The organism is Halanaerocella petrolearia, assembly GCF_054657875.1.
The window spans coordinates 717,709-729,651 of sequence record NZ_BAAHXW010000001.1 but is presented as its reverse complement, the minus strand read 5'-3'; the positions used below and the strand labels follow the sequence as shown (position 1 = coordinate 729,651).

Here is an 11,943-nt window from a genome sequence, read left to right as displayed (position 1 = left end):
CGAGGAGTGGGTGTTGGCCCACTCTTTAGTTATGTAATTATGTGACATAGCATATTTTGCAAATTTCTTCTATAAACTTAATAAAAAAGGTTGTTATGGAAATAATTAATATAAGAGATAGTTATTTTTTGATATATACTAAAGGAGGTTCAAAATGGGACGCCAAGTTAGAGATATCGTAATTGAACTGGTAGAACCGATTATAGAACAAGAAGAATTAGAGTTAGTTGATGTAGAATATCAGAAAGAAGGAGAAAATTGGATCTTAAGAGTCTTTGTTGATAAGGAAGAAGGGGTAACTTTAGAGGACTGCCAAAATGTTAGTCGAGAATTAAGTACTCAATTAGATGTAGAAGATCCAATTGAACATTCTTATATGCTAGAGGTTTCTTCTCCAGGTCTTGATCGACCTTTACGCAACGATAAGGACTTTGAACGTTTTGCTGGGAAGTCAGTTGATATATCTACATATGCTCCTGTTAATGGAGAAAAAAGATTAACTGGTAAGTTATTAGGATTAGAGGATGATAATATTAAGATTGAAGCGAATGGCGAAGAAGTTTTAGTACCACGTTCTAAAGTAGCACAAGTTAAGTTAGCAGTTGAATTTTAGACTATAAGGGGAAATTAAGGAGGAATTTTGATGAATATAGAATTAGTTCAGGCGTTAGATGATTTAGAAAAGGATAAGGGAATTCCTAAAGATAAATTATTAGAAGGCCTGAAAGCAGCACTTAAATCTGCTTATGATAAGAGTGGTAATGGACCAAAGGAAAATGCTGAGATTGAAATTAATGAAGATACAGGTGAAGTACGAGTCTATGCTAAAAAAGAGGTAGTAGAAGAAGTAGAGAATAAGGGAGAAGATATCTCCCTTGCTCAGGCTAAGAAGATAAACTCTAATGTCGAAGTAGGAGATACAGTGAAGACAGAGGTAACACCTAGTAATTTTGGTCGGATTGCTGCTCAGACTGCTAAACAGGTAGTTATTCAGCGAATTAGAGAAGCTGAACGAGATATTGTTTATAAGGAATTTATTACTCGGGAAGATGATATTGTAACTGGAACTGTTCAGCGTTGTCCTAAAGATAATGTAATAGTTGATTTAGGCCGTACTGAAGCCTTATTAATTCCTAGAGAGCAGATTGATAGTGAGCACTATGAGCCTAATGATAGAATTAAGGTCTATATTGTAGAGGTGGAACAGACTACTAAAGGGCCAAATATTCTAGTGTCTAGAACTCATCCTGGCTTATTAAAACGATTATTTGAGATAGAAGTACCAGAAATTCAAGATGGTACAGTAGAAGTGAAATCAATTGCTCGTGAAGCTGGAGAGCGTTCAAAAATAGCTGTTCACTCTACTAACTCTGATGTTGATCCTGTTGGTTCTTGTGTTGGCCCTAGTGGTTCTCGAGTACAGGTGATTGTTAATGAGTTAAATAATGAAAAGATAGATATTGTAGAGTGGAGTGAGGACATTAAAAAGTTTGTAGCTAATGCTTTAAGTCCGGCAGAGGTAGTTGAGGTTAATGCAGATGAAAAAGAAAATGTAGCTGAAGTGGTAGTTCCTAATCACCAGCTATCGTTGGCTATTGGTAAGAGAGGACAGAATGCTAGATTAGCTGCTAAATTGACTGGCTGGAAGATTGATATTAAGAGTAAATCACAAGTTGAAGAAGAGAAAGAAGTACTTTAAAAAACTATATATGGAGGTGTTAGTTTATGGGTGTTAGGATCCATGAATTAGCTAATGAATTAGGATTAGATAGTAAAGAATTGATAGAAATATTACAGGATTTAGGTGCAGAAGTTGATAGTCATATGAATACAATTGATAAAGAGACTGCAGAATTAGTTACAGATATGGTCTTTGAGGAAGAGGAAGAAACAGAAGATGTAATTGAAGTTGAAGAGGGTATCACAGTTAAAGAATTAGCAGAAGAGTTAGATATAGCTCCTAATTCTTTAATGGCTGAGCTGATTAATTTAGGTATTATGGCAACTATCAACCAAGAACTTGATTCAGAGACAGTAGAGAAGATAGCTGCTGAATATGGATGTGAAGTTAAGACAGTAGATGCTGAAGAAGAAGAAGAAGAAAATATTTTTGGTTTAGTAAATGATATTGAAGATGATCCGGCCGATTTAGAATTACGTCCTCCAGTTATTACCGTTATGGGTCATGTTGACCACGGAAAGACTACTTTATTAGATGCTATTAGAGAGAGTAATGTAACTGCTAGTGAAGCAGGAGGTATTACTCAACATATTGGTGCTTATCAGGTAGATGTTGATGAGCAAAAGATTACTTTCTTAGATACACCAGGCCACGAGGCTTTTACAGAGATGAGAGCTCGTGGAGCTCAAGCAACAGATATTGCTATTTTAGTAGTGGCTGCTGATGATGGAATTATGCCTCAGACGGTAGAAGCTATTAATCATGCTCAAGCTGCAGAGGTACCAATTATTGTAGCTGTTAATAAGATTGATAAGCCAAATGCTCAACCAGATAGAGTAAAGCAAGAGTTGACTCAGCATGGTATAGTACCAGAAGAATGGGGTGGAGATACGGTTTGTGTTCCTGTATCTGCTCTTAAGAAAGAGAATTTAGATGAACTGTTAGAGATGATCTTATTAACATCTGAAATGGAAGAGTTAAAATCTAATCCAGATCGTCCTGCTAATGGAGTTATTGTTGAAGCTGAACTTGATCGTGGTCGAGGTCCAGTAGCTACAGTATTAGTTAAAAATGGTACATTACAAGTAGGAGATCCAATTGTGGCTGGTTTAGCATATGGTCGAGTAAGAGCTATGGTTGATGATCATGGTAATCGAGTAGAAGAAGCTGGTCCTGCTACGCCAGTAGAAGTCTTAGGTCTATCTGATGTACCAAGTGCTGGAGATCCACTAGAAGTATTAGTAGATGATCAAAGAGTAAGAAAAGTAGCTGAGAGTCGACAGAGTAAGAAACGGGCCAAAGACTTAGAACGCAAAGCAGCTGTTAGTTTAGATGACTTATTTGATCAGATCCAAGAAGGAGAGATCAAGGAATTAAATATTGTAGTTAAGGCTGATGTACAAGGTACAGTAGAAGCTGTTAGAGAGTCTTTAGTCAAACTAAGTACTGATGAAGTGCAAGTTAATCTAGTGCATGGTGGAGTAGGTGCTGTATCTGAAACGGATGTTATGTTAGCTGCTGCATCTAATGCTATCATTATTGGCTTTAATGTTCGACCAGGTAGTAAGGCTCGTAGTGTAGCTGAAAAAGAAGGGGTTGACATTAGAACTTATCGTGTTATCTATAAGGCTATTGAAGAGGTTAGAAAGGCAATGGAAGGATTGTTAGATCCTGAATATAAAGAAAGAGTTATTGCTCGAGCTGAAGTAAGAGATACTTTCCGAGTACCAAAGATAGGAACTATAGCTGGTATCTATGTAACTGAAGGTAAGATCAATCGTAATGCTCACGTAAGGCTATTGAGAGATGGTACTATTATTCATGATGGTAGTATTGATTCTCTAAAGCGATTTGAAGATGATGTGCGTGAAGTAGCTGAAGGTTATGAATGTGGATTAGGAATTGAAAATTATAATGATGTTAAAGTAGGAGATACACTAGAAATTTATGATTATGAAGCAATCAAGAGAACTTTATAGGAGTTGATAATAATGGGGCATCATCGTCAACAAAGAGTGGCATCACTGATTAAAGAGGAAGTAAGTGAATTATTACAGAGAGAAATTAAAGATCCCCGGATCGGATTTGTGTCAGTAACTGACGTTGAAGTTTCTGGAGATTTACGCCATGCTAAAATTTTTGTCAGTATTTTAGATGGTGATAAAGAAGAAACAATGGAAGCTTTAGAGTCTGCTACAGGATTTGTGCGGACTGAAATTGGTAAGCGGATTAGATTGCGTCATACTCCTGAAGTTATATTTAGATATGATAACTCTATAGAACGTGGTACTAGAGTCTTTGAATTATTAGAAGATATAAAACAGGAGGAAAGTGATGAAGAATAATTCCTTAACAGAAATCAGTAACTTTATTCTGGATCAGGATAAATTCTTATTGACGAGCCATGTTGGCCCAGATGGAGATAATATAGGATCAGTTATAGCCTTGAAACTGGCTTTAGAGCAGTTAGGAAAAGAAGTAGAAGTAGTTATTGGTGATTCCATTCCTGACTGTTTCTCTTTTTTACCTACTATTGATCAAATTCAAGAGTATGATTCAGACTTGAAGTTAAAATTTGATGCAGTCTGTGTGTTAGATTGTGGTAGTTGGGATAGAGTTGGTGAAGTAGAAGAGATAGTTAGTGATGAGATTATAGTTAATATAGATCATCATGGTGATAATACCTATTTTGGAGATTATAATTTAGCTAAAGATGCTGCAGCAACTGCAGAGATAATCTATCAGTTAATACAAGAATTAAAGGTGAAACTTAATCATGATTTGGCTACAGCATTAGCAACAGCTTTATTAACTGATACAGGCTCTTTTCGCTATTCTAATACGACTGCTATGACTCATCAGATTATGGCTGAATTATTAGATTATGATATAGATACATCTTATATAGCCCGCCAAGTTTTTGGAACTAATTCTTACCAAAACTTGAAGTTAAGAGGGCAAGTACTACAAAATTTAAAAACTGATAACTCTGGTCAGATTGCTTGGTTAAAGATAAGTCAAGCCTTACTTGATAAAGTAGGAGCTACCTTAGATGATACAGAGGGATTAGTTGGTTATCCTAGAAGTTTAGAGGGAGTAGAAGTAGGTGTCTTATTCAAAGAGGATACTTCTAAAGGAATTAAAGTCAGCCTACGATCTAATTCCTACTTACCAGTTAATGAAGTAGCACATCAGTTTGATGGTGGTGGTCACCCAAGAGCTGCTGGTTGCTTGATTGAAGATAGTTTAGAGCAAGCAGAAGAAAAAGTAGTTTCAGCTCTTAAGGAGGCTTTGGCCCAGTACTCAACAGAGTACAGTAGGTTTTAAGTTGTAGGGAAGGTGGAGATGATGGACGACATACTTTCTAATCAGGTTTTAGATTCTGAAGTAGTAATAACATTAGGTACTTTTGATGGAGTGCACATGGCTCACCAGAAGATAATAAATCTAGCTGTAGAAAGAGCAAAAGAATTAAGTTGTAAAAGTGTATTATTCACTTTTAGCCCACATCCTTTATCTATAGTAGCTCCTGAAAAAGCTCCAGCTAAGTTGACTAGTTGGCAGCAGAAGAAAAGAGAAATTAAAAAATCAGGTATAGATCAAATAGTTAGACAACGTTTCACTTCTGAATTTGCTCAGCTGAATTACCAAGACTTTATAGCTGAATTAAGTAAACAATGTACTATAAAAGAGGTTATTGTTGGGCAGGACTTTAGCTGTGGTTATCAAGGTGTTGGAACCCCAGAGAAGTTGGCTGATTTAGGGAAAAAGTTTGGTTTTAAATTGCAGACAGTGCCATCAGTTAAATTAAATAATGCGGAAATAGGTAGTACTTATATTAGACAAGCAATTAAAGCTGGCCAATTAGATAAAGCCAAAAAACAGTTAGGTAGAAACTTTACATTAGATTGTAAAGTAGTTAAAGGTGATCAGAGAGGACGCAAATTAGGTTTTCCTACAGCTAATCTTAAACCAGTTACTGATTATGTTTTACCACCTTGTGGAGTATATGCTTGTCGAGTTATTTATGATAAAGAAATTTATTTTGGAGTAGTCAGTTTAGGTATGCGGCCTACTTTTAATAAAGATAAACTTGCTATTGAAGCCCATTTATTTGATTTCTCTCAAAACATTTATGGAGCTAGATTAGAATTAGAGTTTATAGATTGGATTAGAGGTGAGGAAGAGTACAATAGTAGTCAAGAATTAATAGCTCAAATAGAGCAGGACATTATAGAAGCAAAAAAGATATTAAATTTTAGTTAAAGTGGTTTACTTTTTTTAATTGGTATGTTAAAATTTAATTTGGAATCAACCGTTTGCTAGGTTAATTAATTCTCCGATAATTAACTTGGTAAACAGGGGGTTGTAAGAAATAAGGAGGTGAAAGTAATGTTATCACAAGAAAAGAAGCAAGAGATCATCAATGAATACGGTCAGCATGAGAATGATACAGGTTCTTCAGAAGTACAAGTTGCTTTACTTACAGCAAGAATTGATCAGCTAACTGATCATTTAGCTGATAATAAACAGGATCATGATTCTAGACGTGGTCTAATGAAGTTAGTTGGTAAAAGAAAGAGACTTTTGAATTACCTAAGAGAAAATGATATTGAAACTTATCGTGAGTTAATTGATAAATTAGAACTTAGAGGATAAGTATGCTTAGTAAGGGCGGGGTTTCCCGCTCTTATCTTTTACTAAATGTATAATTTGATTACATAATTTCGAATACTATATGTAGATTTTTAATTTCCAAAATAAGAATATTAGAAAGGGGATAATTTATGGCTAAGAAATGGTCTATGGATCTAGGAGGTCGGGATTTAACAATTGAGACAGGAGATTTAGCTCAACAGGCTAATGGTTCTGTTTTAGTTCGTTATGGTGATACAGTAGTTTTAGTTACTGCTACTATGTCTAAACCACGACCTGGTATTAGTTATTTTCCATTAATGGTTAATTATGAAGAGAGATTGTATGCTGTAGGTAAGATTCCAGGTGGATTTATCAAACGAGAAGGAAAACCTAGCGATGCTGCTACTTTATCTGCTCGATTAATTGATCGTCCGTTACGTCCATTGTTTCCTAAAGGATTCAGACATGATGTACAAGTAGTAGCTACTGTTTTATCAGTAGATTCTGATAATGCTCCTGACATTGCTGCTATGATTGGTGCTTCTGCTGCTTTATCTATCTCTGATATTCCTTTTGAAGGACCAATTGCAGGTGTTAAAGTGGGATTAGTTGATGGAGAGTATATTGTTAACCCAACAATTGATCAAATGAAAGAAAGTGAATTAGAATTAACAGTTGCTGGGACTGAAGAGGCAGTCATGATGGTTGAAGCAGGTGCTAATGAAGTTGCTGAAGAAGAGATAATAGAAGCAATTGACTTTGGTCATCAAGCAATCAAAGAAGTTGTGCAGCTAGAAGATGAGATGGTAGCTGAAGTTGGTAAAGAAAAAGCTGACGTTGATTTAGAAGTTGTAGATAAACCAGAGATTACAGAAGAAGTTAAAGATTATGTTGGAGATGACTTAAAAGAAGCTTTACAGACTAAAGATAAAGCCCAGCGAGGAGAACAAGTAGGTAGTGTTAAAGAGGAAACTAAAGAACATTTTGCTGATAAGTATTCTGAGGCTGAAGACTTAGATGAAATTAAACAAGCAGTATCTAAAACTTTAGATCAGATCAGTAAAAATGCAATTAGAAGTTTAGTAATGGAAGAGGGAACTCGAATAGATGGTCGAGATCTAGATGAGGTACGACCAATTTCAAGTCAAGTTAATTTATTACCTCGAGCTCATGGTTCTGGTGTCTTTACTAGAGGTCAAACACAAGCTATGACTATAGCTACTTTAGGTGCTGTAGGAGATGAACAGGTATTAGATGGTTTGGAAGAGAAAGAATCTAAAAGGTATATGCACCATTATAACTTCCCTCCTTATAGTGTAGGAGAGACTAATCCATTACGTTCTCCTGGAAGAAGAGAAATTGGTCATGGTACATTAGGTGAAAAAGCTCTACGACCAATGGTACCTAATAGTGATGAATTCCCTTATACACTTAGATTAGTATCTGAAGTTCTATCTTCTAATGGTTCTACTTCTCAGGCCAGTATTTGTGGTAGTACTTTAGCTTTAATGGATGCTGGAGTTCCTATCAAAGCGCCAGTAGCAGGTATTGCTATGGGAATGATTAAAGAAGGTGATGACGTAGCAATTCTAACTGATATTCAAGGAATAGAGGATCATAATGGAGATATGGACTTTAAAGTTGCTGGAACAAAAGAGGGTATTACAGCTTTACAGTTAGATATTAAGATTAAAGGGATTTCTAAAGAAATATTAGCTGAAGGTTTAGAGCAAGCTAGAGAAGGTAGACTACACATCTTAAATAAGATGTTAGAGACAATCTCTGAACCACGTCAAGAAAAATCAAAGTATGCTCCTGCAATTATGACTCTAAAGATTGATGAGAGTAAGATTAGAGATGTAATTGGTAAAGGTGGTAAGACAATTAAAGGAATTATTGATAAGACAGGAGTAGATATTGATATTGAAGATGATGGTACTATTTATATTTCTGCAGAAGACCAAATTAGTGGTCAAGAAGCTAGAAGAATGATTGAAGAATTAACTAAAGAGATTGAAGTTGGTCAGTATCATATGGGGAAAGTAAAGAGAACTACAGACTTTGGTGCCTTTGTAGAAGTGGCTCCTGGTAAAGAAGGGTTATTGCATATTTCTGAATTAGCTGATCGCCATGTTAAAGATGTAGAAAATATAGTTAAACAAGGTGATGAATTATTAGTTAAGGTTATTGATATTGATGACCGTAATAGAATTAGTCTATCTCGTAAACAAGCTCTAGAAGAGCAAGAAAAACGCAATAATTAAATACTTTGGTGATTATAAAACATAAACTGGAGTTCTTCTAGTTTATGTTTTTTGTTTATTATATTTAACTTAACATTATTCTTACAATACCTGCGTTTCAAGGGTTTGATATGTACTTATGATTTTGAACTTGATTTAGCTCATAGAACATAGCAGACAGCTGATAGCTGTGGCACGAAAGTGCCACTTTATATCAACTATCCAACAAAGTAATATTAAAATATAGGGAGTGATAAGATGAAATTTGGAGTCCATACTTCTATTAGTGGCGGAATAGATAAAGCAGCCCAACGAGCTGCAGAATTAGATTGTGATACTTTTCAAATTTTTTCTACTAATCCTCGAGGTTGGAAGAGAAGAGAAATAAAAGATGATGAAGTCAATAGGTTAAAACAGAAGTTATCTCAACATAACCTAGGCCCTTTAGTAATTCATACTCCTTATTTAATCAACTTAGCATCTCCTAAAGATGATCTATATCGAAAATCTATTAATTCTTTGAAACAGGGAGTAAATAGAGCTGATAGATTAGGAGCTAAATACCTTGTTTTACATCCTGGTAGTCATACTGGATCTGGAGTTGAGGCAGGCATCAAAAGAGTAGGAGAAGCATTAGAAGAAGTTATATCTGAGACCGATCCTGAAGTAATGATTTTATTAGAGAATGTAGCTGGTAGTGGTACTGCTTTAGGGTCTACTATTGAAGAGTTAAAAGCTATGTTTTCTTATGTTGATGATGTAGAAAAACTAGGTATTTGTTTTGATACTTGTCATGGTTTTGCAGCTGGATATGATTTGCAAAATAAAGATGAAGTCGATAAATTATTGACTAGTATTGATTCTGTTTTTGGCATAGATAAGTTGGGGGTTATTCATGCTAATGACTCTAAAGGAGAGTTGAATTCTAATAAAGATCGACATCAACATATTGGACAAGGAGAAATTGGTTCAACTGGATTTGAGAATCTTTTAGAACATAATTTAATTAACGATAAAGCAGTTATTTTAGAGACACCTGTTGATAAGAAAGGAAATGATGAACAGAATTTAGCTACTATTCGTAATTTAATTAGATAACTTATCTCTATTGGTATAAATTATATAATTAAAATTTTAAAGATCAGATAGGATTTTAGCAAGAAGTATAGAAATAGTATATAGGAAGGAGGGGTAGGTTACAGTGAAACGGCTTTTGTTAATGAGCTTAGTGTGTCTTATGTTAGTTTTTATTACCAGTCAAATAGGGTTAGCTACACCTAGTTTTAAAGTTAAAATAGTTTATACTGTTCAAGAAGGAGATGTTTTAGTTGATTTGGCCCATAGATTTGGGGTAACTGTAGATAGGATTAGAGAGGTAAATAATCTTACCAAAGATGAATTTATAAAATTTGGTGATGAATTAGTAATACCTCAAGAAAGTAGTATTAGTGCTAATGAAGTATCTTCAAATAGAAATCTTTTCTTTTCTTTTTATCAATCAGAAGATAAGTTAGCAGAATATAAGTTGAATTCTAATGAACAGTATGAGATTATAATTGAGAAGAAACCAACTTCTCAAGTGAATGTAAACCAATTAAAGACTTTAAATTATTATGTAGAAAGAGGAGACAGTTTATATAAGCTAGCCAATGAATTTAATACTAGTGTAACAGTAATTAAAAAGCTTAATCAGCTTAATTCAAATGTAATTAGATTAGGAGATAAGATTAAATTACCAATTAACAATTTGTCTCGAAAAGAAGTTTTATATCATACTATTAATGATCGAGAATTTGAGTTATTAGCTAGATTGATTCATGGTGAATCTCGAGGGGAGCCTTATATTGGACAAGTTGCTGTTGGTGCAGTGATTTTAAATCGAGTTATTAGTCCTTATTTTCCTGATAATCTTAGAGATGTTGTTTATCAACCAGGACAATTTACGCCAGTAGCTAATGGGCAGATTAATTTACAGCCTAATGCTACATCTTATCGAGCAGCTAGAGCAGCTTTAAAAGGAAAAGATCCAACTCGAGGTGCTTGTTATTTTTATAATCCTGATACAGCTAGGCATATGTGGTGGTTTAAAACACGAGATGTAGTTGTTGAAATTGGAAATCATGTATTTGCTAAGTAAACCTTTAGTCTCCTTTATGGAGATTAGAGGTTTTTTTATTTTACAACAACTACCATTGCTAATTAAGAATCCTTATATTAAGATTATAAGTGCTAATTTAATATTTAGAGGGGGTGTGACTTAATGTTCCGTAGGTCAACTGTAGTATTAACTTTAGTTATGATAACTGTAATGTTATTTGTAGTTAATGCTCAAGCTGCTTCTTTTGGTGATAGGACCTTATTATTTGGAAATAAAGGTCAAGATGTAATAGAGTTACAACAGAGATTAAAGCAAGAAGGATATTACCAAGGAGCTATTGATGGAGCATATGGTTTAGGAACTCAACAGGCAGTGATTGATTTTCAGATTGACCATCAGTTGACTATTGATGGTATTGCAAGAGCTCAAACGATTCAGAAGTTAAAGAGTGTATCCACCCCTAATCATTATTGGGTACAACCAGGAGATAGTCTATATAAGATTGCAAGTAAATTGGATACCTCTATCCAGCAGTTAAAAGAGGTTAATAATTTAACTTCTGATTATATTTATCCTGGAAAACGTTTAGAGGTACCTCAAGCTAAAGTTGCTAATAAGACTATAAGTATTGCTAGTACAAGTAACGAAAGTATAAATAATTCTAGTTATTATCAGGTACAGGCAGGAGATAGCTTATATAAGATAGCAAATAAACTAGATACCTCTATCCAACAGTTAAAAGAGGTTAATGATTTGACTTCTGACTATATTTATCCTGGAAAACGTTTGAAGGTGCCTCAAGCTAGAGTTACTAATAAGACTATTAACGATACAAGTAGTTATACTAGGCTTGATGTGTCAGAAGAAGAATTAAATCTATTAACGCGAGCAGTCTATTCAGAAGCAAGAGGTGAGTCTTATATTGGACAGGTAGCTGTAGCATCAGTGATTTTGAATCGGGTTGAGGATTCCAGATTTCCTGATACAGTAAAGGGAGTTATTTTTCAGCCGTGGGCTTTTACAGCTGTTCATGATGGTCAATTTTGGTTAGAACCAGATGAGACAGCTAAGAAGGCTGTTCATGATGCATTAAAGGGTTGGGATCCAAGTGAAGGGGCAGTCTTTTATTATAATCCAGTAAAAGTTACTTCTCATTGGATCTATACCAGAGAGATAATCAAAAAAATAGGCGAACATTATTTTGCTAGTTAAGGAAGTCTTTTATGATAATGAAAAGGCTTCTTTTTTAGTTGGTGTGAGAAATAATAAGTGTGAGCAGTATT

The 11,943-nt window shown here is 34.7% G+C and carries 11 protein-coding genes; all 11 read left to right on the top strand.

Annotation, left to right across the window (positions count from 1 at the left end):
* The first annotated feature begins 154 nt into the window (after positions 1-154).
* The 11 genes from rimP to sleB all read left to right on the top strand — a co-directional run bounded on the left by rimP (position 155) and on the right by sleB (position 11,872).
* On the top strand, positions 155-613 hold the full coding sequence (gene rimP, locus ACYQ39_RS03715; protein WP_459840528.1) for a ribosome maturation factor RimP: 459 nt from the start codon (positions 155-157) through the stop codon (positions 611-613).
* 30 nt (positions 614-643) lie between these two features.
* Complete coding sequence (nusA, locus tag ACYQ39_RS03710) at positions 644-1,699, top strand: transcription termination factor NusA (RefSeq protein ID WP_459840527.1); 1,056 nt, start codon at positions 644-646, stop codon at positions 1,697-1,699.
* A 26-nt stretch (positions 1,700-1,725) separates the two neighbouring features.
* Positions 1,726-3,660 carry a translation initiation factor IF-2 gene (gene infB, locus ACYQ39_RS03705; RefSeq protein WP_459840526.1) on the top strand — a complete coding sequence of 645 codons (1,935 nt, stop codon included), beginning with the start codon at positions 1,726-1,728 and terminating at the stop codon, positions 3,658-3,660.
* Between the two features lie 12 nt (positions 3,661-3,672).
* The gene (gene rbfA / locus ACYQ39_RS03700) at positions 3,673-4,026 is read left to right on the top strand and encodes a 30S ribosome-binding factor RbfA (protein ID WP_459840525.1); all 354 of its coding nucleotides are present in this window, start codon (positions 3,673-3,675) and stop codon (positions 4,024-4,026) included.
* On the top strand, positions 4,016-5,008 hold the full coding sequence (locus tag ACYQ39_RS03695; RefSeq protein ID WP_459840524.1) for a DHH family phosphoesterase: 993 nt from the start codon (positions 4,016-4,018) through the stop codon (positions 5,006-5,008). Before rbfA ends, ACYQ39_RS03695 begins: the two co-directional genes overlap by 11 nt.
* Before the next feature lie 18 nt (positions 5,009-5,026).
* The gene (locus ACYQ39_RS03690; RefSeq protein WP_459840523.1) at positions 5,027-5,947 is read left to right on the top strand and encodes a bifunctional riboflavin kinase/FAD synthetase; all 921 of its coding nucleotides are present in this window, start codon (positions 5,027-5,029) and stop codon (positions 5,945-5,947) included.
* 126 nt (positions 5,948-6,073) lie between these two features.
* Positions 6,074-6,340 carry a 30S ribosomal protein S15 gene (rpsO, locus tag ACYQ39_RS03685; protein WP_459840522.1) on the top strand — a complete coding sequence of 89 codons (267 nt, stop codon included), beginning with the start codon at positions 6,074-6,076 and terminating at the stop codon, positions 6,338-6,340.
* Positions 6,341-6,468: 128 nt separating this feature from the next.
* The gene (pnp, locus tag ACYQ39_RS03680; protein WP_459840521.1) at positions 6,469-8,583 is read left to right on the top strand and encodes a polyribonucleotide nucleotidyltransferase; all 2,115 of its coding nucleotides are present in this window, start codon (positions 6,469-6,471) and stop codon (positions 8,581-8,583) included.
* A gap of 237 nt (positions 8,584-8,820) precedes the next feature.
* On the top strand, positions 8,821-9,660 hold the full coding sequence (locus ACYQ39_RS03675; protein WP_459840520.1) for a deoxyribonuclease IV: 840 nt from the start codon (positions 8,821-8,823) through the stop codon (positions 9,658-9,660).
* A 103-nt stretch (positions 9,661-9,763) separates the two neighbouring features.
* A complete protein-coding gene (locus tag ACYQ39_RS03670; protein ID WP_459840519.1) occupies positions 9,764-10,699 on the top strand; it encodes a cell wall hydrolase in 936 nt (311 codons plus the stop codon).
* A 123-nt stretch (positions 10,700-10,822) separates the two neighbouring features.
* A complete protein-coding gene (gene sleB / locus ACYQ39_RS03665) occupies positions 10,823-11,872 on the top strand; it encodes a spore cortex-lytic enzyme (protein ID WP_459840518.1) in 1,050 nt (349 codons plus the stop codon).
* The last annotated feature ends 71 nt before the right edge of the window (positions 11,873-11,943 follow it).

Bases quoted from the DNA above. Each gene is read 5' to 3' on its own strand.
- rbfA (WP_459840525.1), top strand. From the start codon at position 3,673: ATGGGGCATCATCGTCAACAAAGAGTGGCATCACTGATTAAAGAGGAA.
- infB (WP_459840526.1), top strand. From the start codon at position 1,726: ATGGGTGTTAGGATCCATGAATTAGCTAATGAATTAGGATTAGATAGT.
- pnp (WP_459840521.1), top strand. From the start codon at position 6,469: ATGGCTAAGAAATGGTCTATGGATCTAGGAGGTCGGGATTTAACAATT.
- nusA (WP_459840527.1), top strand. From the start codon at position 644: ATGAATATAGAATTAGTTCAGGCGTTAGATGATTTAGAAAAGGATAAG.
- rimP (WP_459840528.1), top strand. From the start codon at position 155: ATGGGACGCCAAGTTAGAGATATCGTAATTGAACTGGTAGAACCGATT.
- sleB (WP_459840518.1), top strand. From the start codon at position 10,823: ATGTTCCGTAGGTCAACTGTAGTATTAACTTTAGTTATGATAACTGTA.
- ACYQ39_RS03690 (WP_459840523.1), top strand. From the start codon at position 5,027: ATGATGGACGACATACTTTCTAATCAGGTTTTAGATTCTGAAGTAGTA.
- ACYQ39_RS03675 (WP_459840520.1), top strand. From the start codon at position 8,821: ATGAAATTTGGAGTCCATACTTCTATTAGTGGCGGAATAGATAAAGCA.
- rpsO (WP_459840522.1), top strand. From the start codon at position 6,074: ATGTTATCACAAGAAAAGAAGCAAGAGATCATCAATGAATACGGTCAG.
- ACYQ39_RS03695 (WP_459840524.1), top strand. From the start codon at position 4,016: ATGAAGAATAATTCCTTAACAGAAATCAGTAACTTTATTCTGGATCAG.